Origin of the sequence: uncultured Kordia sp. (assembly GCF_947489565.1) — a bacterium.
In the GTDB taxonomy this organism is placed as follows: domain Bacteria; phylum Bacteroidota; class Bacteroidia; order Flavobacteriales; family Flavobacteriaceae; genus Kordia.
The window spans coordinates 1-22,269 of record NZ_CANLEA010000012.1 but is presented as its reverse complement, the minus strand read 5'-3'; the positions used below and the strand labels follow the sequence as shown (position 1 = coordinate 22,269).

At 33.9% G+C, this 22,269-nt stretch carries 18 protein-coding genes; 10 read left to right on the top strand and 8 right to left on the bottom strand.

Translation table 11 applies throughout. The features are described from left to right. Positions 1 to 73 precede the first annotated feature (73 nt). Together ade and Q0845_RS16590 are read right to left on the bottom strand one after the other, a co-directional pair. Positions 74 to 1,693, bottom strand: coding sequence for an adenine deaminase (gene ade / locus Q0845_RS16595; RefSeq protein WP_298515549.1), 1,620 nt, complete (start codon positions 1,691 to 1,693; stop codon positions 74 to 76). 72 nt (positions 1,694 to 1,765) lie between these two features. Continuing rightward, entirely contained in the window at positions 1,766 to 3,823 is a 2,058-nt protein-coding gene (locus tag Q0845_RS16590) for a dihydrofolate reductase (protein WP_298515547.1), read from the bottom strand. Between the two features lie 231 nt (positions 3,824 to 4,054). Here Q0845_RS16590 and Q0845_RS16585 point away from each other — a divergent pair, with 231 nt between their 5' ends. Together Q0845_RS16585 and crcB are read left to right on the top strand one after the other, a co-directional pair. Continuing rightward, complete coding sequence (locus Q0845_RS16585) at positions 4,055 to 5,101, top strand: SRPBCC family protein (protein ID WP_298515544.1); 1,047 nt, start codon at positions 4,055 to 4,057, stop codon at positions 5,099 to 5,101. Positions 5,102 to 5,182: 81 nt separating this feature from the next. Next, positions 5,183 to 5,554, top strand: a complete 372-nt coding sequence (gene crcB, locus Q0845_RS16580) for a fluoride efflux transporter CrcB (protein WP_298515542.1) — start codon at positions 5,183 to 5,185, stop codon at positions 5,552 to 5,554. Between the two features lies 1 nt (position 5,555). On the opposite strand, the gene Q0845_RS16575 is transcribed toward crcB, so the two are convergent. Then, positions 5,556 to 6,161 carry a DUF1684 domain-containing protein gene (locus tag Q0845_RS16575; protein ID WP_298515541.1) on the bottom strand — a complete coding sequence of 202 codons (606 nt, stop codon included), beginning with the start codon at positions 6,159 to 6,161 and terminating at the stop codon, positions 5,556 to 5,558. 326 nt (positions 6,162 to 6,487) lie between these two features. Here Q0845_RS16575 and Q0845_RS16570 point away from each other — a divergent pair, with 326 nt between their 5' ends. Together Q0845_RS16570 and Q0845_RS16565 are read left to right on the top strand one after the other, a co-directional pair. Then, on the top strand, positions 6,488 to 7,699 hold the full coding sequence (locus Q0845_RS16570; protein WP_298515539.1) for an MFS transporter: 1,212 nt from the start codon (positions 6,488 to 6,490) through the stop codon (positions 7,697 to 7,699). A gap of 31 nt (positions 7,700 to 7,730) precedes the next feature. After that, positions 7,731 to 8,111 (top strand): VOC family protein, encoded by a 381-nt coding sequence (locus Q0845_RS16565; RefSeq protein WP_298515537.1) that lies wholly within the window; start codon positions 7,731 to 7,733, stop codon positions 8,109 to 8,111. 276 nt (positions 8,112 to 8,387) lie between these two features. Here Q0845_RS16565 and Q0845_RS16560 read toward each other — a convergent pair whose 3' ends face one another. After that, positions 8,388 to 9,599 carry a hypothetical protein gene (locus Q0845_RS16560; RefSeq protein WP_298515535.1) on the bottom strand — a complete coding sequence of 404 codons (1,212 nt, stop codon included), beginning with the start codon at positions 9,597 to 9,599 and terminating at the stop codon, positions 8,388 to 8,390. 89 nt (positions 9,600 to 9,688) lie between these two features. Between Q0845_RS16560 and Q0845_RS16555 the strand changes: the two genes are divergently transcribed. Beyond that, the gene (locus Q0845_RS16555) at positions 9,689 to 10,567 is read left to right on the top strand and encodes a PPK2 family polyphosphate kinase (protein WP_298515532.1); all 879 of its coding nucleotides are present in this window, start codon (positions 9,689 to 9,691) and stop codon (positions 10,565 to 10,567) included. Positions 10,568 to 10,585: 18 nt separating this feature from the next. Continuing rightward, positions 10,586 to 11,977 carry a M28 family metallopeptidase gene (locus Q0845_RS16550; protein WP_298515529.1) on the top strand — a complete coding sequence of 464 codons (1,392 nt, stop codon included), beginning with the start codon at positions 10,586 to 10,588 and terminating at the stop codon, positions 11,975 to 11,977. Between the two features lie 78 nt (positions 11,978 to 12,055). On the opposite strand, the gene Q0845_RS16545 is transcribed toward Q0845_RS16550, so the two are convergent. Together Q0845_RS16545 and Q0845_RS16540 are read right to left on the bottom strand one after the other, a co-directional pair. Further along, positions 12,056 to 12,298, bottom strand: a complete 243-nt coding sequence (locus Q0845_RS16545) for a hypothetical protein (protein WP_298515527.1) — start codon at positions 12,296 to 12,298, stop codon at positions 12,056 to 12,058. A gap of 209 nt (positions 12,299 to 12,507) precedes the next feature. Then, positions 12,508 to 12,735, bottom strand: a complete 228-nt coding sequence (locus tag Q0845_RS16540; RefSeq protein WP_298515525.1) for a hypothetical protein — start codon at positions 12,733 to 12,735, stop codon at positions 12,508 to 12,510. Between the two features lie 450 nt (positions 12,736 to 13,185). Here Q0845_RS16540 and Q0845_RS16535 point away from each other — a divergent pair, with 450 nt between their 5' ends. After that, positions 13,186 to 14,679: a helix-turn-helix transcriptional regulator gene (locus Q0845_RS16535; protein ID WP_298515523.1), complete on the top strand. Its 1,494-nt coding sequence runs from the start codon at positions 13,186 to 13,188 to the stop codon at positions 14,677 to 14,679. 60 nt (positions 14,680 to 14,739) lie between these two features. Here Q0845_RS16535 and Q0845_RS16530 read toward each other — a convergent pair whose 3' ends face one another. Then, a complete protein-coding gene (locus tag Q0845_RS16530; RefSeq protein WP_298515520.1) occupies positions 14,740 to 15,180 on the bottom strand; it encodes an SMI1/KNR4 family protein in 441 nt (146 codons plus the stop codon). Between the two features lie 302 nt (positions 15,181 to 15,482). Here Q0845_RS16530 and Q0845_RS16525 point away from each other — a divergent pair, with 302 nt between their 5' ends. Both Q0845_RS16525 and Q0845_RS16520 read left to right on the top strand, forming a co-directional pair. Next, positions 15,483 to 18,452, top strand: coding sequence for a TonB-dependent receptor (locus Q0845_RS16525; protein WP_298515516.1), 2,970 nt, complete (start codon positions 15,483 to 15,485; stop codon positions 18,450 to 18,452). A gap of 11 nt (positions 18,453 to 18,463) precedes the next feature. Next, complete coding sequence (locus Q0845_RS16520; RefSeq protein WP_298515513.1) at positions 18,464 to 19,822, top strand: RagB/SusD family nutrient uptake outer membrane protein; 1,359 nt, start codon at positions 18,464 to 18,466, stop codon at positions 19,820 to 19,822. Between the two features lie 307 nt (positions 19,823 to 20,129). On the opposite strand, the gene Q0845_RS16515 is transcribed toward Q0845_RS16520, so the two are convergent. Beyond that, complete coding sequence (locus Q0845_RS16515; RefSeq protein ID WP_298515511.1) at positions 20,130 to 21,218, bottom strand: M42 family metallopeptidase; 1,089 nt, start codon at positions 21,216 to 21,218, stop codon at positions 20,130 to 20,132. Positions 21,219 to 21,328: 110 nt separating this feature from the next. Here Q0845_RS16515 and Q0845_RS16510 point away from each other — a divergent pair, with 110 nt between their 5' ends. Then, a complete protein-coding gene (locus tag Q0845_RS16510; RefSeq protein ID WP_298515507.1) occupies positions 21,329 to 22,003 on the top strand; it encodes a DUF4294 domain-containing protein in 675 nt (224 codons plus the stop codon). The last annotated feature ends 266 nt before the right edge of the window (positions 22,004 to 22,269 follow it).

Genomic DNA, 22,269 nt, shown 5'->3' with positions numbered 1-22,269 from the left:
TCGATTAGCATTAGACATTTGTCAATTCGAGCGCAGTCGAGAATAGCTACGAACTAAATATTTTGATTTGACACTAAACTTCTAAAGAAGTAAACTCAAAAGTAGTCCCGTTGAACAATCCTTTATCACTAAGTTTTAACGACGGGATTACTAACAATGCCATAAACGACAAGGTCATATACGGAGCGCGCAATGTACTGCCCATTTCTTTGGCCAATTTGTCTAACTCAGCATATTCTTGACCAATTTCCCAGCCAGTTTTTGCACTCATAATTCCTGCAACAGGTAAGGAAACTACCTTTTCAGTCGTGTCAGAAACGGCGCAAATTCCACCTTTATTAGCAATCAAAAGATTCACGGCTTTGCAGATAGCTTCGTCCGAAACACCAACAGCGATAATATTGTGAGAATCATGTCCTACGGAAGAAGCAATGGCACCTTCTTTCAATCCGAAATTTTTAATAAACGCCATCGCAGGCGCATCGTTTTGATAACGATTGACAACGGTCATTTTTAAAATATCTTCAGAAGTATTCGACACTAAATTTCCATCTTTTGCCAAACTATCCAAAATCAATTCGTTTGTGACCAATTCACCATCTAAAGCTTCAATAACGCGAATTTTACTTTTCGTGGCTTTGACTTGAAAATCAACCACATTTTTTGGAGAAGTATTAAAATTATTCAGAATTTCAAACGGCACGCTGTCTATGTGCGACGTTCCGTTGGATGCAACTCGGATACCATTAATGTAGGTTTCAACAACTTTGAAAGTTGTCAAATCTTCTAGTACGGCAAAATCGGCAACATCATCTATTTGTAATTGTCCAACATCCAATTTATAATGCTTCACCGGATTCACACAGGCAACTTGCAATACTTTAAAAACATCATTTCCTTTGGCTACGGCGCGAGCGCACAATTCGTTAATATGACTCACTAGTAAATCATCAGGATGTTTGTCATCAGAACAAAACATCATATGCTCATAATGTGCATCCAACAACGGAATCAAGGCTTCAAAATTTTTGGCAGCGCTTCCTTCACGAATAATCACTTTCATTCCTTTTTGAAGTTTTTCCAAAGCTTCGTCATGCGTAAAACATTCGTGATCGGTAGAAATTCCAGCAGCAATATATTTTGAAATATCGTCGCCACGTAATCCCGGAGCGTGTCCATCTACAGGTTTATCAAAATGTTTTGCCCAAGCAATCTTTTTCATCACTTCTTCATCATCAAACAAAACGCCCGGATAATTCATCATTTCCGCCAAATATTTAATCTCTGGTTTTGCTAATAGTTCTTTAATATCGTTAGCATTAATCACAGCACCAGCCGATTCAAAGCTCGTTGCAGGAACACAAGAAGGCGCTCCAAAATTGAACTTAAACGGTACTTTTTGTCCATTCTCAATCATAAACTCCACACCAGCTTTTCCCAAAACATTGGCAATCTCATGCGGATCGGAAACGGTAGCAACAGTTCCATGTAAAACCGCCAAACGCGCAAACTCCGAAGGAACCAACATCGAACTTTCAATATGAATATGCGCATCTACAAAGCCAGGAATAATAAAGGTTTCCACATCATGATCTTTTTCAATGATGTTTGTAATCTTTCCATTGGTTACGTGAATTTCACCTTTATAAATTCGTCTATTCGCAATATCTACGATGTTTCCTTGTGTGATCATGAGTATTTATGGTATAAAAAAGGATGCACGAATGCACCCTTTTTAAATTTTATGTAAATATAGTTTTAAATTTTAGTTCTTGTCAGTTAAGAAACTATAATTCTTAGCATAGTATAACATTTGGTTGTCAAATGCTGCTGGTTGCATGATTTTAATATTTGTAATTTCTCCTTTGTCATTTGCTTCTGGAGTTAATACAGGATTCGCAAAACCTTTGTACGGCTTCGATTTAAACGCTTCATTACGTTTCAATACTTCTGCATGTATTGTTTGATCTACTTTTACTCCATATCCTTCTACCAAAGCTTTTGCAGCTTCAAAATCTCCTTCTGATTTGATACGTTGTGTTTCACGTAATAATTGACCAAATAAGTCACGTAATTTTGTATAATCGTTAATGTTAAAGTATGTCTTTCCATCACGTGTTACTTTTTCAATTACGTTATCTTTTGCACCTTTTTCAAAAACCCATGCAGAAACCCATTGTCTGTTAACCATGTGATCTTCTTCTACATCATCACCAAGATTCAAACGAATTAACTGTGTCATTAAACCGTTTCTGATATAACCATCATAAGCAGCTTTTCCAACTCCTTCTGTATCTGGAACTAAACCAAGTTCTTTTAGTTTTGGATCCATTAAATAGTACAATCCAACTAAATCAGCTCTTCCTTCTTCCATCGTAGAAGCGTAGTTCTTTAAGGTTTCTTTTGGTTGCCCAATTCCTTTGTTTATTTGACCAGAAGCATGTCCAATTACTTCGTGTAAAGCAGTATGTAACTTGTCAGCTAATTTTCCATATTTTTCTTCTAATTGAAATTCTTCATCATCATGAACAAATTCTTTCAATCTTCCTGATCCGCCCATTTGCGCATACGCGTTGATGATATTTCCTAAAGAAACAGATTTAGAACCGTGCTTTTGACGAATCCAGTTGTTGTTTGGTAAGTTGACACCAATTGGCGTACTTGGCGAAGCATCTCCAGCTTCTCCAGCAACATTTACAGTTTTATACGAAACTCCAACTACATTTTTCTTTTTGTGACTTTCAATTAAAGGTGAATTATCTTCAAACCATTGTGCATTTTCAGACAATACAGCCATTTTCTTTGACATGTCAAAATCTTTGATTTCCACGATAGTTTCGTATGAACCTCTATATCCTTTTGGATCGTTATATACTTCGATAAATCCGTTAATCCAGTCAATATTTCCTTCTGTTGAGGTTGCCCAAGAAATACAGTATTTATCCCAAGTATCTAAACTTCCTGTTTTGTAATATTCAATTAATAATCCTAAAGTTTCTGCTTGTTTTTCATTCTCAGCAACTCCTTTAGCTTTTTCTAACCAATAAATAATTTTATCAATGGCAGCTCCGTACATTCCGCCAGATTTCCATACTTTCTCTACTAATTTTCCGTTTTCACGAACTAACTTAGAGTTCAATCCAGCTTCAATTGGCTCTTCATCAGAACCTTTGTAGGCAGTTTTGTAAAACTCTTCTACATCTGCACTCGTAATATCTGGCCCGTAAAAGTTGATTGCAGAAACCAATACGTTATCTACATCAGCTTTTTTATTTACCTTCTTAGTGTCTTTATCGTTGAAGATTACATCAAAAGCTTCTCCTTTAAGTTCAGTTTTTGTATCCGCTAATAAACTGTTTAAGTATTCTTTTGAAAAACCTGCTGGTAATTTATCATTTGAGTAGTGATGGTGAATTCCGTTCGAAAACCAAACACGTTTCAAATATGTTTCAAAAGCTTTCCAATCATCAGTAGTTTTGTCACCACTATAATTCACATATACATTTTCCAATGCTTTACGGATAGTTAAATTATGGCGATAGTTTTGATCCCACATAATATCTCTTCCAGAAAGTCCTGCTTGTGTTAAATAATATACAAGTTTCTTTTCTTTCAATGTCAATTCGTTAAATCCAGGGATTTCATATCGTATAACGGCTACATCTTCAAATTCATCTACACCAAATTCCATTTTTCCGTTTTCGGCTACTTCAATAAATTTTGGTTCATAAGGATCTACCTTTACTTTTTCTTTGGCTTCTTCTGCACAAGAAAATAGCATTCCTGCCGCTAAGGCCAATCCTGCAATTGATTTTAATTTCATTTGTTCGTTTTTAGTGTTTTAGTATTGGTCAACTATAAAATTCAAACTTCTCAATATCATGTGATTATGATTTCATGTTGAATTCTACAACTGTTTTTTGGGTTTTAGAATTTCTTTTAAACGAAAGCGATCACTTTACAGTGCAACTTTCCAATTCCCACAAATGTAATCAATTCAATAAAACATTAAAAATTTGTACATTAGCAATACTAACTAATACACCGAAACAATATGAAAATTTTAAAGTATGTACTGCTATTGCTGCTTGTAGTCCTTGTGGCAGGCGCAATTTTTGTAGCTACAAGACCTGATAGTTTTGAAGTGACAAGAAGCAAAGTGATAAAAGCTCCAGCTGCGGTAATTTTTAATAACGTTAGCGATTTTAGAAATTGGGAAGCTTGGAATCCTTGGATGGAAAAGGACACAACGATTAAGGCTACTTATCCTGAGCAAACTGCTGGTATTGGAGGCGCTTACAGTTGGACAGGAAAAGAAGGTGGAGGAAGTATGAAAAATATTGCCATGGTGGCAAATAAATCGTTAGAACAAGAATTAAAGTTTGATGATTTTGACGCAAGTAAAGTTACATGGCAACTGGAAGAAGTTGAAGATGGCACCAAAGTAACTTGGGCTATGAAAGGAGAAAACTTAGGTTTCTTTTTCAAAGGAATTTTAGCTCTTAATGGAGGAATGGACAATATGGTTGGAGGAGATTATGAAAAAGGATTAGAAAACCTCGATAAAGTAATTGCAGAACATATGAAAAATAATCCTCCGCAACCATCATTTCGATTGAGCGATGTGAGTCAAGAAGATAGTGAAGCGCAACAATTCATTGGATATCATCAAAAAACAACGACAGATGCTGCTATCGAAGAAATGACAAAATTATTTATGACCTACATGCCAAAAGCAGGAATGTATGCTGCAACTCATCAATTAGAGAATTATACACCTGGTTCTTTACACTTAAAATGGGATGAAGAAACCAAAGAAGCTGAATTTTATATAGGTCTTTTAGTTGGAAATCAAGATGTATTGCCTAAGTCTGATATGACAATTAAAAAAATTGATGCTGGGAAAGTTATCAAGATTTCAAAATTTGGACCGTATGGAATTGGAGATATGGAAGCGCATCTAAAGATAGCTGCATATATGTCTGAAAACAAATTAGTGCAAGCTGGACCATCTTGGGAATTATATGTAAATGATCCTGACAAAGTTAAACCTGAAAATGTACAAACAGATATTTATTATCCAGTAAAACCAGCGGAGTAAATAACTATAAACCTATTTTAAAGATTGTCTAAACAGTATGCAATGCCTACTTTTAGACAATCTTTTTATCTTTAAACAAACATGAAACAACTCTTTTTAGTTTTCCTTGGTGGCGGATTTGGAAGTACATTGCGATTTCTATTGGGGAAATTCCTTAATAATGCTTCTACAGGAATTCCGTATGGAACCTTTGCAGCCAATATTTTAGGAAGTTTGTTGATCGGAATTATTTTGGGAATGGCAGCAAAAAACCAAAGCATCAGCGAAGAGTATACCTTATTGTTAGCCACAGGATTTTGCGGTGGTTTTACCACATTTTCTACGTTTGCCTACGAAAACCATGTCTTTTTAAAAACCGGAGACTTTATGACATTTGCTTTGTATACCATTGCAAGTTTTGTTATTGGATTTGCAGCAGTATTTTTAGGAATATACTTGGTAAAACATCTTTAAATTAATGTTTGTCAAAAGCCTTTACACCAGCTTTAATTTCTGTTTTTAGAAAGTTTACCCTTGGCGGGATTGGACATGAATACTTATCATTATAAGCACAGTACGGATTGTACGCTTTATTAAAATCAATTTCAATGGTATTGCCAATCGGAATCTCTAGATCAATATAGCGTCCGCCACCATAGCTAGCAAAACCGTTTGTTTCATCAGTAAAAGGAAGAAAAAGATAATCTTTATATTCATCTTGTTTCATTGACTCTTGGTTTCTGTATACTTCTAATGAAAACTCTTTTCCTTTCAGTGTAAACGTAGCAATTCCGAAACGTCTGTATTCTGGCGTTCTTTCTTTGGTCGTTGGCATTTTGAAAACAGGCGAATTTGGTGTTGTTGTAAAAGTTGCGTTCACTCTATACGTATCATCCACAGGGAAAAAATCCAAACCTTCAAATGTTTTTAAATCTTTTTCTTTTAAAGGAGAAGAAGAAGCATCTTTATAATCCGCATTTAGTTTTTGTTGAAACTCAGTTTCTCCAATTACTGCTTTTTTCTTTTCAGAACAACTTACATTCAATAATAAAACACACAAAAACAGGAACATATTTTTCATCGGTATGGATCAGATTTAGTTAAAAGTATAGAATAGTCTATTTGTACCAAAAATACAATTTGTCTTCAAAAATAGAAGATTTTTATTTTTTGTATCCATTTTTTATGTAGTTTTGAATCAAATAATAGAAATAATGACAATTACCACAGTAAATAAGTATGTACAAAGATCTTCTTGTGAAAGGAGTCTGGACACTTATATATTGTGCTGATATAGATATCATATATAACAATTATAAAAAGTCCGACTTCACAGTCGGACTTTTTATTTTTAATCAAATCCCAAATCAAAAACAACCAATATTAATCAATCAAATATTATCAATTATGAAAAAAATGTACACCAACTACATTGATTCATTCAAAGGATTATCAAAAGAAATATGGTTTCTATCGTTCATTTCATTGGTGAACAGAGCAGGAACAATGGTCATTCCGTTTTTGTCTTTATATCTTAAAAAGGATATGGGACTTTCTGAAACCGATATAGGCTCAATTTTTGCCTTTTTTGGTCTTGGTTCCGTTATTGGATCGTGGCTAGGAGGAAAATTAACAGATATCTTCGGATTTTATAAAGTGATGATAATAAGCCTTTTCTTAACAGGATTGTGTTTTATCTCATTACAATATATCCATTCATTTTGGGGATTCTGTATAGGTATTTTGGTGACCATGTCGATTGCAGATACATTTAGACCTGCAATTTTTGTAGCTATAAAAGCTTATAGCAAACCTGATAATCAAACAAGATCTGTGGGTTTAATTCGATTAGCTATAAACGCAGGAATGGGAATTGGCCCAACTTTAGCGGGACTCATTATTGTAATTAATGGCTATGGATTATTATTTTGGATTGATGGTATAACTTGTATTACAGCCATATTACTATTCAGTTATTTAGTAAAAGATCCAAAAGTAAAACCATCAGAAGTACGTAGTAAGCAAGAAAACTTAGATAAAAATGCTGCATACAAAGATTTTTCTTTCTGGATTCACTCTTTTATTTGTTTTCTTTTTGGAATGGCCTTTTTTCAGTTATTTACAACGATACCACTATATTATGATGAAATATTCTATTTAGATGAATTTAAAATCGGAATTATTTTATTTCTTAATGTAGCAATAATTGTAGTTTTTGAAATGCCACTTCTTAATTATTTAGAAAAACAAAAAATTCCATTTACTAAGTACATCACAATGTCTTGTGTTTTGCTTGCGTTGAGTTTTTTGGTATTGTATCAAAACTTTTGGATTGGAATTTTAATTGTAAGTATCGTTCTTATGACCTTAAGTGAAATGTTAGGTTTTCCTTATACGAACAGATTTGCTCTTGATAGAGCAAAAGAAGGCGTTGAAGGTAGTTATATGGCTATGTATGCGATGGCGTTTTCAATTGCACATATTTTTAGTCCAAAAATAGGGTTAGAAATAGTGAATAAATTTGGATACCAAATCAATTGGCTAGTTGCAGGAATGTATGGAGTTATTGCAATATTATTAGCCATTTGGCTGCATAAAAGAACCCAAAAAGGATTATAATGAGGTCATATTTTACCAATAAAGAAATAGTATGAATTTAAATCAAGTGACGATTTCGTCAACCGATGTTGCCAAAGCAACTGAATTTTATAAAAAACTAGGATTGCGTCTCATTGTAGACGCACTTCCTAGATATGTGCGTTTTGAATGTCCCGATGGTGATGCTACGTTTTCCATTCATCATGTGGAAGAAGTTGCTGAAAATAGTAATATTACCTTGTATTTTGAAGATGAAAATCTAGATGAAACAGTAACATCATTACAAGGAAAAGGAATTGAATTTACAAGTTTACCAGAAGACAAATCATGGAACTGGCGTGAAGCACATCTTAAAGATTTGGATGGACATCGCTTGATCTTATTCAAAGCTGGTGAAGATCGAAAAAATCCGCCTTGGAGAGTTGATGATTAACGATTGTTAATTTGTTTTTTTGTTGATTTGACAAATCATTAATTGTTTCAAACAAAACTCAAGGTTTACTAAGAAACAGGCTACCACGTCGTAAACTCCTCGTAGTGACGTTTTGTTAGCGTATTAGTTTGTATGAAAAGTGATTCCAAAATACTAAAAGCAAACCGTTTCCAAGAACAAAACGATCTAATGCGAAGCAAATCTAACAATCCAAAAGCAACGCGCGTCTAAGAGCGTATGCAAGTCTAACAATCTAACAGCAAAGCACGTCTACAATTAAATTCCAAATTTTACACTAATTCCAGTTTGTAAATCAGGGTTGTTGTTTACAGTAAAATCTTGTTGGATATAAAAAGAAGTTGAAATTTTTCGTGTAAACGTATATACAAATGTCCAGTAATTAGTATCGCGATATAAATGACGTGTTCCGTGTCCCCATGAATTAAAAGAATCTTCATCACGTACATAAATATTATAATCGTCTTCGTCTTTTTGATGTAAACTAGTCTGTAAATAATAATCTAAACCAAAAGAATGATAGGTTTTTCCTTTAGAAACAAAGGTGTATTCTGCATTTACTCCAAAGCTTCCGATAAAGTCATTCGTTCCAAAATCGAAATTATCACTTTGTAAATCGACGGCATTTTTTCGAAGCAAATTAGCACCCAAACCGACTAACACAAAATTACGATCGTTGATGTCAAACTGTTTTACACCAGCTGCAGAAGCGCCAAAATCCATAGACATATTGTATTTAGAAAGATTGGTTCCCATATGCGCTCCTAGATTGAAATAGATTTTTTTATCGTTCAAAAAAGTAGGATAGTAGTAATAATGTGTTTCAATTCCAGCAGTTAAAAAATCGCCATTCCCAAGATCAAACGTTCTGCCATTACGATCGGTATATAAAAATTTCGCTTTGTCCAATCCAAAAACACGTCTGTCAAAAGGATCATCGCCACCAGCTACATTATCATGAAAAAACTCAATAAAACGATCGGTTGTCAATGCCGAAAAGGGAAACTTTCCATTGGTTAATACAAACGCTCTTAATCCAACAATTAATTCTTGATTTTTTGTAGTCGGAATGGTCAAATTAGCTCGTAATCCTTTGATAACTCCATCCGTTTCAATCTCAAAATAGCCAGCATCTAGTGTTTCTTCATCTACAAAATACTGTCTGCTAAACCATTCAATATTGCTCATTTCTCTTCGGATGGCAGGATCGTTTGGAATATATGTTTTCACATTTGGTCCCCAAACATTTCCGCTTTCAAGCGCTACATCGATTTCCATTCGGCGAGAAGCTTTCAACTTAAAATTATGATTCAATCGTGAAATAAAAACACCAAACGGATTGGTAGAGAGAATACTAGGTTTAGAAATTCCGTTTTTGCCATACGCAGGAATTGAATCTTGATCGCTTTGCGCAAACAAAGATAAACTCAGGCTCAAAAAGAAAATAAATGCTAAATTTTGCTTATTCATGATGCAATACTAATAATTTGAAGCAGCTAAACTACAAAAAAAGTGAAGTACAATCCGTATATTTATCCTTCAAAGAAAAATAGTAATAGATGAAGCATTTTGATACCAATACTTTTAAAATCACTGATCCAGTAAGAATAAGTGATTTATCTACTGAATTTGATTTAGGAGAATCTAAAAAAGAAATCAAAAAAGAGCTGGAAGATCTTCGAGAAGATTTAGGGAAGCTGCAAGATACGTTATACGCACATGGAAAATATGGTGTATTGATTTGTATACAAGGTATGGATACCGCAGGAAAAGATAGCATGATTCGTGAGGTCTTTAAAGATTTTAATACACGTGGAATTGTGGTGCATAGTTTTAAAGTGCCCACAGAATTGGAATTAAAGCACGATTATTTGTGGAGACATTATATCGCATTGCCAGCAAGAGGAAAATTTTCTATTTTTAATAGAACACATTATGAAAATGTATTAGTAACACGTGTGCATCCGTATTATATTATGGGAGAAAATATTCCCGGTGTAGAATCCGTTGAAGATATAAATGATGAATTTTGGGCAAAACGTTTTGAGCAAATCAACAATTTTGAAAAGCACATTGCTGAAAATGGAACGATTATCTTTAAGTTTTTCTTGAACCTTTCAAAAGATGAACAAAAAAACAGATTGCTTCGCCGTTTAGAGCTCAAAGAAAAGAATTGGAAGTTTTCACCAGGTGATTTAAAAGAGCGAAAGCTTTGGGATAAATACCAAGAATGTTACGAAGACGCTTTAAATAGAACAAGTAAACCACATGCACCTTGGTTTGCAATTCCAGCAGATGACAAACCTACAGCACGTTATATCGTAGCAAAAATTATCTATGATACTTTACAAGAATATACTGATATTGATGAACCTGAATTGGACGATGATATCAAAGCAAATCTGGAAGAATATAAAAAACAATTAGAATCTGAATAAAAGTTAATAGTATTTAATATGAAGAAATTTTTAGTATTAATATTTCTAGCAAGCGCCATTAGTTTTGCGCAAAGCAATGATGAAAAGCAACTTAAAAAAGTATACTCAACTTCATTACTTAATGGACAGAGTTATGCGTGGCTAGATCATTTATCAAATGAAATTGGCGGACGACTTTCGGGCTCCACCAATGCCGCAAAAGCAGTACAATACACGAAAGCAGAATTGGAAAAATTAGGCTTAGATAAAGTGTGGTTGCAAGAAGTAATGGTGCCACATTGGGAACGCGGTCAAGCAGAAGAAGCCTATATTATGAATGGTTCGGAAAGAATAAAAGTACCCATTTGTGCTTTAGGGGGTTCTGTGGCAACGCGATTTGGTGGAGAAGAAGCCGAGATTATAGAAGTACAAGGTTTGGAAGATTTAGCAGCACTTGGTGAAGAAAAAATCAAAGGAAAAATTGTATTCTACAATCGTCCAATGCAAGCAGACGTCATCAGTACGTTTCAAGCGTATGGCGGTTGTGTTGATCAGCGTTATGGTGGCGCAAAAGAAGCCTTAAAATACGGAGCTGTTGGAGTTGTAGTACGTTCTATGAGTTTGCGTTTGGATGATTATCCACACACAGGAAGTATGAGTTATGGAGATGTTGCTGTGGAAGATCGAATTCCTGCGGCAGCGATTAGTACGAATGGTGCAGAATTGTTGAGTGCGAAACTTAAGAAGAATCCAAAACTGACGTTTTCATTTACCATGCATTGCAAGCAATTTAATGATGCAGTATCACACAATGTCATTGGTGAAATTACAGGAAGTGAGTTTCCGAATGAAATTATCATTGTTGGAGGACATTTAGATTCTTGGGATTTAGGAGATGGTTCGCATGATGATGGTGCTGGTGTTGTACAAAGTATGGAAGTATTGCGTTTGATGAAAGAAACAGGATACAAACCAAAAAGAACAATTAGAGTCGTTTTATTTATGAATGAAGAAAACGGATTGCGCGGCGGACGCAAATATGCCGAAGTTGCCAAAGAAAAAGGTGAGAAGCACATATTTGCACTCGAAAGTGATGCAGGCGGATTTACGCCAAGAGGATTTTCTTTTGATTGTTCGGATGGAAATTTTGCACAAGTAGAAAGCTGGCGAAAACTTTTCAAACCTTATCTAATTCACTATTTTGAAAAAGGTGGAAGTGGTGCTGATATTGGCCCATTAAAAGACAATCAAATTGTATTGGCTGGTTTACGACCAGATTCACAGCGTTATTTTGATCACCATCACGCAGCGAACGATACCTTTGACGCAGTTAACAAACGTGAATTGGAATTGGGTGCAGCCACCATGACTTCATTAGTCTATTTATTTGATAAATACGGAACTGTAAAAGAGAAGAAGATTAAAGGATAGTTTTCTTATATATATACTAAAAGAGCCGTTTCAATTTGTTTTGAGACGGTTTTTATCTTTGGAAACAATATATAAATGCTATTGTTTGTCACAGTTTGTAACTAAGGAATTACAAAGGTTAATATTTAAAGATAATCCATTACCGCAATCTCCCGTACAATTTCCTTCTGTGCAATTCCAATTACTTTGAAAAGGAGTGCAGCCATCAGAACAGCCCGTTGTACAGCCTCCTCGGGTAAAACCACCAGTAACACTTTCTTGATTTAAATTAGAAATATTTTTCTTTTGTAAACGCAATCCACGTAGATTCTTTTTTTTCATTTTGATACATTTTAAATGATTAATAATAATCTAAAACTAGACAAAAAATATGCATAAATAAAGAGGTTGTAATTGCAATTTATAAATTGATACTTCAATAAAAACACAAGAAGAAAATAAAGTACGCTAGTCTTCAAAAACAAAAAGCGACACTTGGTAAAGGTGCCGCTTTTATTTTTTTAGCATTGTAATTAAACAATATCGATCAATTAATCTTCATGATCTAATGGACATCCTATGAATAGAGAATTTCCACCACCACAATTTCCTGTACAATTTCCTCTTGTACAATTCCATGCTGTTTGAATTGGTGTGCAACCATCGGTACATCCTATTGTACAACGTCCTGCAGTAAATCCTCCAGTTACTTTTTCTTGTCCTACGCTAGAAATGTTTTTCTTGTTTAATTTCAATCCTTTTAAATTCTTTTTTTTCATAATAATAGTTTTAATGGTTAATACTTGAATCAAAACTATGCAAAGTCATTAGCGTAAAAAAAGTCAGATTCTTAAGATTTATGAATTTCGATTTAAGATTTATAAATTTTAAATAAAAAAAATAGCTGAGGTAGGTAGTTGTAATTAACTGATAAACAATGTGTAAAAGGCACTTTTTTATTTTTGCATGCAATGCATACAATCAGTTTTCCTCTTTTCAGTTGTTGTTATATTAAAACCTCCGAATAACTGATAGATTTATTTCAATGTTTTTATGTAAATATTTGATATTAAGTGTGTTTTAAAATTTTATGTAGTAAGGTATATTTCTGTGAAATTCCTTTTAAAGAAGTAAATAACTGGTAAAAAAAGAGTAAAGTTTTATCGGGAGATACTATAATGATAAGCTTTGTAAGAATAAAGTTGTATATTTAAGTAAATCGTATTGTTATGAAAGAATTAAATCAAATAACACGTTTGATGGTATTTGTTCTTATTTTTTTATTCCCTAATACATGTGTCTTTGGACACAACCTAGATACCCCTATCCATCAAACGGAGTTTACAAAGTTAACGGAAACTGCGTCAAAGAAATCACCCTATTTCTATGATGTAGCCAGCCAAAAATTGAAACCTAGTTCTATAGATAGTATTCCTATTTATAAAGAACTAGCATTGCAACATGCACGAAATCGTGACCTGGAGCAAATGACGGTATGTATAGATGCATATATAAAGAAAAGCCATGATGTAAACTTTGTTCACGCGAGTGAATTTAGAGCATTTAAACATGAAGCACCTTTTCAAGAAGTATTTAAAAAGTATAGTTTGAATTTTACCGCATTCAATCTGTTCTATTTATTTTCAGCATTGATAGGATTCTTTATTGCGATTGTTATGAACTTTAAGCGGAATAAAAATAGAAACGCCATTATATTTATAAGCGTTTTTATATTGATACGCTCACTGTTTATATTGCACTTGTTTCTATACGATTCTAATTTGAAATACAGATTTCCGCATGCCTTATTCATGTCAACGCTATTTGTATTTGTAGATGGACCCTTGCTATATTTCTATTTTAAAAGTATTACCAAGAAATATATATTTAAAAAACAGCATCTATTACATCTTATTCCTACGATTGTAATTATGTTAGTGTTGCTTCCTATAATAGTACTTTCAGAAGAAGAAAAATTAAAAGTAATGCTAGACACAAGCACTATTGACTATAAATCATTTTTGCCTCCAATGGTATTTGTGAAGTTGACTTTGCTTTTTGGATATGGCTATTTTGTGTTTAAAATGTACTACAAAGACATTCGAAACAATCCTAAAATTAGTGCACGTGTACAAAAATGGCAACGAAATTTAGTAGGACTCATTACATTATATATAGTAAGTTTTACATTCTATTGTTTAACAGTAATTCGTATCATTCCTAAAAGTGAATATTTATATCATTTTCAAATATGGGTCATGACTTCTATGGTATTGTATATAGGTTATATGGCATATATTCAACCAAAAGTGATCACCAATAGTTATGTGATTAGAATTAATAGTAAATATAGAAACTCAGGTTTGACAGTCAGTTTATCTCATGAGCTAAAAGAACAGCTTTTGTATTTATTAAATGAAGAAAAGATTTATAAACAAAATGATATCAACTTAGAAAGACTTTCTAAAATGCTAAATACCACAAGGCACAATACGTCTCAAGTGATCAATGAGCATTTTGAATTGAACTTTTTCGAACTCATTAATCAATATCGAATTACGGAAGCATCTCAAATATTGAAAGATGATGTGCATCATAACTTAAACATTATTGATGTTGCCTATGAAGTTGGATTCAATAATAAAGTGACGTTCAATAAATCGTTTAAAAAGCATTTTTCGCAAACACCTTCACAATATGTAAAAATGTTTCGTGTAGCGTAAATTTTGTTCAGATATAATAAATAAGGACTTTCAATAGTATGTTGAAGGTTCTTTTTTTGCTTATAAATTGAATTTCGATCTAACTTTTTGCCAAAATGAATGATTATTTTCAACAGAAAGTTTCTGAATTGACTCCGCAATTTTGTTTATCAATCCTTCTTCGTGATCCCAAAAATAAATTTCATCGGTCAAAATTCCATCTCCATTATGAGTTAATATGATTTGATTTCCAGATCCATCAGATCCAATAGCTACGGCATTTTCAGGAAAACCATTCCATTCACGAGCATTATGAGTTTCGAGTACAATATGATTGCAAGTTCGACTGATTCTTTTTCGATCAGATTTATCAAAAAAAGGATACAATTCAAACTCATGTTTGCGTATAATTAATTCTCCACCATTTACTTCCATCATTCTATTTTTAAACTTGGTAGGAAATACCACATTTAACTCTGATTCAGTTTGTAGTATATATTCTTCTTCAACATGAAAAGGCATTTTTATCTCTTTTAGGTTTCGATCGTATTAAAACTACAGCAATCTTACTTTATATCAAAACCATCTGAAGCATTCACAAGTAAAATTGAGGTAAACTTTCTTCGGTAAAGGTAACGTCTATAGGGATTCCCCAAAAAACACAAAGGATGTAGTTCTTTTATGAAAGCGAAAAAAGTAGCGTGAATTCTTTATGCAATCTTTAAAACTGTATTCCCGCACGTATTAAAATCAAATGAGTACGTATAAACTTCACATCACTTTTTTAGCCTTTAAAAAGAATACTAACTAAAAAAGTTATTTAAATGAAAAAGAATTACATCACAATGCTTTTGCTATTGCTGTTTAATGTCAGTATAGTATTAGCGCAAGAAAAAAATGTTACAGGTAACATTGTAGATGACAATGGAACTCCATTACTAGGAGTTACGGTTCTTGTGAAAGGAACTACTACCGGAACACAAACCGATTTTGATGGAAATTACAGCATCAGTTGTAAAAATGGAGACATATTAGTGTTTTCTTATGTAGGATTTAAAACGAAAGAAGAAGTCGTAACAGATGCATCTGTGATCAATGTCACTTTACAAGAAGATGTTACGTCATTAAGTGAAGTATTAATTGTTGGATATGGTAAATCTAGTAAAGTTGATAATACGGGAGCCATTACAAAAATTAAACCCGAACAGTTAGATAATGTGCCTGTAGCTTCTATACAAGAAGCACTTTCAGGGAAAGCTTCTGGTGTTTTTATAGAAAGTCAAAGTGGTAAAATTGATGGCGCTGTCAAGGTAAGAATTCGTGGAACCAACTCTATTGGAGGAAATAACGAACCTTTATATGTAGTAGATGGTTTGGTGATTGCAGGCGGAACTAGAGACATCAATTTTAATAATGTAGAATCGTTAGAAGTACTTAAAGATGCTGCAGCAACTGCTATTTATGGATCAAGAGGCGCTAATGGAGTGATTCTAATTACGACAAAAAAAGGAAAACAAGGAGAAACCAGATTCAATATTGATTTTCAAAATGGTACCAGCGAACCTACAAATCTAAGAGATTATATGAATGCAGCGCAATACCGAGACTTTTTCAGAGTTGCCGCCGTAAATTCATTTGGAGATAATACAGGAAACTTCTTTGCAGATACCATTCTTGGCGACTTATCACAAGGACAAGACGTAGATACTGACTGGCAAGATTTAGCCTTTAGAAATGCCAAATTATTACAATTTAGTATTGGCGCTTCGGGCGGAACTGAAAAAAGCAGATTTTATACGAATCTATCTTACGATCATCAAGAAGGAATTTTGATTGGAAACGATTTAAAAAAATTGAACGGAATTCTAAATTATGAACATACCGTAAGTGATCGTATGCGCATCGGAATTAGCGCAACACTGAGTCGATTGGAAACCAATACAGTTGCAGGCGATAATGCATTTGCAACGCCAATACAATTAGTGGCACAAGCACCAATTTCCCCGATTAGAAATGAAAATGGAGATTTAATTCGCTATGATCAAGTCGGAAGCATCATTAGTGGGTATTACAGTGCTTTGATTGAAGATGCCAACTCTACAAGAAACAATACGTCCGATAGAATTTTGGCAAATATATATGGAGATTATCAATTGAACGATTGGTTGAACATTCGTGGAGAAATCGGATTGGATCGAGGTTCACGAAAAGCATTTGCATTTCAAAATTCAAACACACAAGGAAATGAAGTTACAGGAGGATTTGGATCAACTACGATCACAAAGTTTCAAACATTCTCCCCAAAAATTTATGCTACTATTGATAAAACATTCAATGATATTCACGATATAAATGTAGTCTTAGGAACTGAAGCGCAAAAAACAAGAACTGAAATCGCAGGTGGAAGCGCCACAGGATTCATCTCAGGATTGGATCAAACTGGAACTGGAGCAGTGCCTACAGCCGTATTAGGTTCTCAAGCAGATAACGGATTTTACTCTTATTTTGGAAGATTAACGTATAAATTGAACAATAAATATATTGTAGGATTTACAGGAAGATATGATAAAAGTTCAGCTTTTGATGAAGGTGTATTTTTTCCAGCAATTTCTGGAGCTTGGAAAATTTCTGAAGAATCATTCTTAAAAGGTTCAAAAACACTTAGTTTTATGAAATTGAGAAGTAGCTACGGAATCAGCGGAAATAACTTTAACGGATTCCCTAGTTTGGCTTTATTCTCTCCAGTAGCGTATAATAAATTGGCAGGATTGTCGCCAACACAATTGGCAAACAATGATTTATCCTGGGAAACGACTTCTACGTTTGATGTTGGTTTAGAATTAGGGTTTTTAGACAACAGAATCAATCTTGAACTCAACTATTACAACAAGCAAACAAAAGACTTAATTCAAAGAAGACCTATTGATGCTACTTCTGGTTTTACAGGGTTTTCGGCAAATGTTGGAAACATAGAAAACAAAGGATTTGAAATTACCTTAAATACTGTAAATGTAGATAGTGAGGATTTTAAATGGGAAACGAATGTCAATTTTGCTAAAAACGAAAACAAAGTCACAAAACTGATTAACGGGCAACCAATTTTAAGTACCAACGATAGCTACATGAATGCGCTTATTGAAGGAGAACCTATCGGTGTATTTTATGGAAGAGAATATGCAGGTGTCGATCCCAACAATGGAGATGCATTATATTTTCTGAATGATGGTTCTGGCGATACAACAAATGATCCAAATGCTGCAAACTTTAAAGTATTAGGAAGTCCAAATCCAGACTGGGTTGCAGGAATCAGCAATCGATTTCAATATAAAAATTTCGATCTTAATTTTCTATTCAATATCGTACAAGGAAACAAAATTCACAGAGCTGCTGACGGATTCATGGTTGGAGGAGATTTTATAGACAATCAATTGGCTAGCGAATTAAACTACTGGACACCAGAAAATCCAAACACAGATATTCCGCAACCAAGACTAGTAGGAGGAAACGGAACTGCATCATCAAGTAGATTTTTACAAGATGGTTCGTATATACGATTAAAAACTATCTCTTTAGGCTACAATTTCAGTCCAAAACTATTAGAAAAAATAAAGTTGACAGACTTGCGAATCTATGTAACAGGACAAAACCTATTAACATTCACCAAATATGATGGATGGGATCCAGAAGTAAGTACAGACTTTTTAGCAAATGGAAGTAATGTATTTCAGGGTGTAGACTTCTATTCAGCACCGCAAGCAAAAACAGTAACACTAGGAGTAAAAGTTGGATTTTAAAACATAAGAAGATGAAACAGATAAAAAATAAATATATAAACTATTTCATGGTCATCATTGCATATCTATCATTTTCATGTGAAGATTATGTAGAGGTAGAACCTTTAAATACACTAAGCGCAAGCAGTGCATTAAATAGTAACGAAAAAGTAATTGGAGCGCTGAACGGCGTGTACAATACAATGTCAAGTACAGCTTTACTTGGAGGCGATTTAATTTTTGTCCCTGAATTATTAGCTGCAGATGGAAGAATAACATTTGGCGGAACCTTCAATGATCCACGTCAAATTATAAACAAACAAATACTAACAACAAACAGTAGAGTCAATAACATATTTAATGTAGGTTACAGTACTATAAACAGGGCAAATTTAGTGCTAGAAGCTATTGATGTTGTTAATGAAGCAGATCGAGATAGAGTAGAAGGCGAAGCACTTTTTGCAAGAGCACTCATTCACTTCGAATTGGTAAAACTATTCGCAAAACCATACAGTGATGGCAATGCAAGTACCAATTTAGGAATTGTACTCAAAACAGAAGCAAGTCCTTTTAATGGAGGCGATATTGCTTCCGATTGTAATGCAAGAAGCACGGTAGAACAAGTATACGATAGAGTCTTAGCAGATTTAACAGCAGCAAGCACATTAGTTCCATCCAACAATGGAATATATGCAAACAAAGCAACTGTAAATGCAGTATTGGCAAGAGTATATTTACAAACGGGCAACTATGCAGGCGCCAGAGATGCTGCAAACAATGCTATCAATGATTCAGGAGCAAGTCTTGTTCCTACTTACAGATTTGCTTTTGCACAAGATGCAAATACGTCCGAAGATATCTTTTCAATACAAGTATCAGAAATTGATGGAGTAAACGGAATGAATACTTTTTGGGCACCAAGTGTACAAGGAGGAAGAGGTGATGTACGAATCACGGATCCTTTTACCAATTTCTTAACCTCTCAAAACAGAGGACTAAATGCAAATTCAAATGTGGCTATGATTATAGGAAACTATACAACCAAATGGTACAATCAATTTGGAAATGTACAAATGGTACGATTGCCAGAACTACTATTAACAAGAGCAGAAGCAAACTTAGAACTGGGAACTTCGGTTGGAGCAACACCACAACAAGATTTAGATGCTGTGCGAACCAGAGTTGGATTGCCTAGTATAGCTGCTACCATTAATAGTGTATTGACGGAAAGAATCTCTGAATTAGCTTTTGAAGGACAATATTTGCATGATTTCAAAAGAAGACAATTCACCATTGAAGGCTTTTCTTTTGATGCGAATGAATTGGTATTACCGATTCCGCAAAATCAAATCAATGCGTGTCCAGACACACAACAAAATGCTGGATATTAAGCCTTCGTGATGTATTAGTAGTTCTTTACAGATGATGAAGTTTAATAAAAGGACAACAATATTGATTACTGCAGAACTGCTAATGCATACTTAGGTTAAAGAAACATTATTTAGTTTTTTTAGTTAGAACGTCTCTTCTGGGGTAATAATAAAGAGGCGTTCTTAAAAAATAAGGCTTTCAAATTTTGAAAGCCTTATTCATATATAATGTATAGTTTCTATAATCTATATAATAAAGAGATTGAGATACTTCTATATAATATCGCTAGGACTTCTCAATACTCAATTCTCAATACTTATTTACAACCTATTCAAAATAACTAAACGTTTCTCCGTCTTTAATCGTTAACAATGTTTCATAAATCAAACGAATTACATTCTCAACATCATTTTTATGTACAGTTTCTACAGTAGTATGCATATAACGTAGCGGAAGCGAAATCAACGCAGAAGGAACACCACCATTACTATAAGCAAAAGCATCTGTATCGGTTCCTGTAGAACGACTAGAAGCCATACGTTGAAAAGGAATATTCTTCTTTTCGGCTGTTTCTATGATTCGTTCACGTAATTTATTCTGTACAGCAGGCGCATACGAAATCACAGGTCCATCGCCCATTTTTGTCTCACCTTGCGTCTTCTTATTAATCATTGGAGTTGTAGTATCGTGGCAAACATCCGTCACAATGGCAACATCTGGCTGAATGGTTTGTGTAATCATTTCAGCACCACGCAAACCAATTTCTTCTTGTACAGAATTTGTAACATACAATCCAAAAGGCAACTTCACCTTATTTTCATGTAACAAACGAGCTACTTCAGCAATCATAAATCCACCCGCTCTATTATCAATAGCTCTACAAACAAACTTATCCTTATTCAAAACATGGAATTCATCTGGATACGTAATCACGCAACCTACATGTACACCTAATGCTTCAACTTCTTTCTTATTAGTGCATCCAACATCGATAAAAATATTGTCCATTTTTGGAGGTTCTTCTTTAGCTCTATTTCTTGTATGAATAGCTGGCCAACCAAAAACTCCTTTAACAATTCCTTTCTTAGTATGAATATTTACCCATTTAGAAGGCGCAATCTGATGATCACTTCCTCCATTTCGAATCACATATAGCAATCCGTTATCAGTAATATAATTTACATACCACGAAATCTCATCAGCATGACCTTCAATCACAACCTTATATTTTGCTTTCGGATTAATAACTCCGACAGCAGTTCCATAAGAATCAGTAATAAATTCGTCTACATAAGGTTTCAAATAATCCATCCAAATCTTCTGTCCATTCCATTCGTAACCTGTTGGAGCTGCATTATTCAAATATTTTTCTAAAAAAGTCATTGACTTTTTATTAATAATTTTCTTTTTTGCCATAAATTTTAAATTAATTCAAACGAAAATAATAATATTAAAACAGATTTTATAGTTATAACAGAACGAATTATTACATTTGATATAAAATTGAAAGAATTTTTAATAGCCCCATGAAAAAGATAAGTCTTATCATATTATTAATTTCTTTTGTGAGTCAAGCACAAATTTTTACGCAAGACACTACAAAAGTGGAGCAATATCTCATTGAAGGCGATACCATTGCACGCACTGCTATAGAATTAGATGAGGTACTTGTGCTAAACAAATTAAAATTCGCTTCAAAAGAAGAACGCATTCGCTATCTAATTCTACGAAGAAAAACACTCAAAGTATATCCATATGCTACATTAGCGGCAGAGCGTTTACTGAAACTAAATGAGCGACTCAACAAAATAGATTCCAAATCAAAACGTAGAAAATACACAAGAAGAGTACAAAAGTTCATTGAAGATGAACTAACAGCTAAACTAAAAAAGCTCACCAAAACGGAAGGGCAAATACTGGTAAAACTAATTCATCGACAAACGGGTGAAACGGCATTCAAATTAGTAAAGCGATTACGAAGTGGCTGGAAAGCCTTCTGGTACAATGCTACAGCAAATCTATTTGACATCTCATTAAAAAAAGAATTCAAACCAGATTCCAATCATGAAGATTACCTTATAGAAGACATTCTTCAAAGGGCATTCAATAACAATCAGTTAAAAAGGCAACCATCAGCCTTACCATTTTCCTATATTGAATTAACAGACAAATGGTCTGGGAAAACACAAAAAAAGAAATAGTCTTCGTTCTTTTCTATAATAGATTAAAGTTCCAACCCCCAACCCCCAACCCCCAACCCCCAACACCAAAGACCTAACACCAAAGACCAAAGACCAAAGACCTAATGGGTTTTCCCTTTGTCTTTTTAAATAAAATACAAAGGGTCACGCTTTCGCCAGTCGCTCTCACTATATAGTATATAGATATATAGTGTGATACAATCTACTAAGTAAAGTAAAAGCAAGGTCACTAAGCGTAGCCGAAGTGAGGAGCTTCAACAATGCCT

Excerpts from the sequence above, each read along its gene's own strand:
- ade (WP_298515549.1), bottom strand. The coding sequence starts at position 1,693 with ATGATCACACAAGGAAACATCGTAGATATTGCGAATAGACGAATTTAT.
- Q0845_RS16590 (WP_298515547.1), bottom strand. The coding sequence starts at position 3,823 with ATGAAATTAAAATCAATTGCAGGATTGGCCTTAGCGGCAGGAATGCTA.
- Q0845_RS16585 (WP_298515544.1), top strand. The coding sequence starts at position 4,055 with ATGAAAATTTTAAAGTATGTACTGCTATTGCTGCTTGTAGTCCTTGTG.
- crcB (WP_298515542.1), top strand. The coding sequence starts at position 5,183 with ATGAAACAACTCTTTTTAGTTTTCCTTGGTGGCGGATTTGGAAGTACA.
- Q0845_RS16575 (WP_298515541.1), bottom strand. The coding sequence starts at position 6,161 with ATGAAAAATATGTTCCTGTTTTTGTGTGTTTTATTATTGAATGTAAGT.
- Q0845_RS16570 (WP_298515539.1), top strand. The coding sequence starts at position 6,488 with ATGAAAAAAATGTACACCAACTACATTGATTCATTCAAAGGATTATCA.
- Q0845_RS16565 (WP_298515537.1), top strand. The coding sequence starts at position 7,731 with ATGAATTTAAATCAAGTGACGATTTCGTCAACCGATGTTGCCAAAGCA.
- Q0845_RS16560 (WP_298515535.1), bottom strand. The coding sequence starts at position 9,599 with ATGAATAAGCAAAATTTAGCATTTATTTTCTTTTTGAGCCTGAGTTTA.
- Q0845_RS16555 (WP_298515532.1), top strand. The coding sequence starts at position 9,689 with ATGAAGCATTTTGATACCAATACTTTTAAAATCACTGATCCAGTAAGA.
- Q0845_RS16550 (WP_298515529.1), top strand. The coding sequence starts at position 10,586 with ATGAAGAAATTTTTAGTATTAATATTTCTAGCAAGCGCCATTAGTTTT.
- Q0845_RS16545 (WP_298515527.1), bottom strand. The coding sequence starts at position 12,298 with ATGAAAAAAAAGAATCTACGTGGATTGCGTTTACAAAAGAAAAATATT.
- Q0845_RS16540 (WP_298515525.1), bottom strand. The coding sequence starts at position 12,735 with ATGAAAAAAAAGAATTTAAAAGGATTGAAATTAAACAAGAAAAACATT.
- Q0845_RS16535 (WP_298515523.1), top strand. The coding sequence starts at position 13,186 with ATGAAAGAATTAAATCAAATAACACGTTTGATGGTATTTGTTCTTATT.
- Q0845_RS16530 (WP_298515520.1), bottom strand. The coding sequence starts at position 15,180 with ATGCCTTTTCATGTTGAAGAAGAATATATACTACAAACTGAATCAGAG.
- Q0845_RS16525 (WP_298515516.1), top strand. The coding sequence starts at position 15,483 with ATGAAAAAGAATTACATCACAATGCTTTTGCTATTGCTGTTTAATGTC.
- Q0845_RS16520 (WP_298515513.1), top strand. The coding sequence starts at position 18,464 with ATGAAACAGATAAAAAATAAATATATAAACTATTTCATGGTCATCATT.
- Q0845_RS16515 (WP_298515511.1), bottom strand. The coding sequence starts at position 21,218 with ATGGCAAAAAAGAAAATTATTAATAAAAAGTCAATGACTTTTTTAGAA.
- Q0845_RS16510 (WP_298515507.1), top strand. The coding sequence starts at position 21,329 with ATGAAAAAGATAAGTCTTATCATATTATTAATTTCTTTTGTGAGTCAA.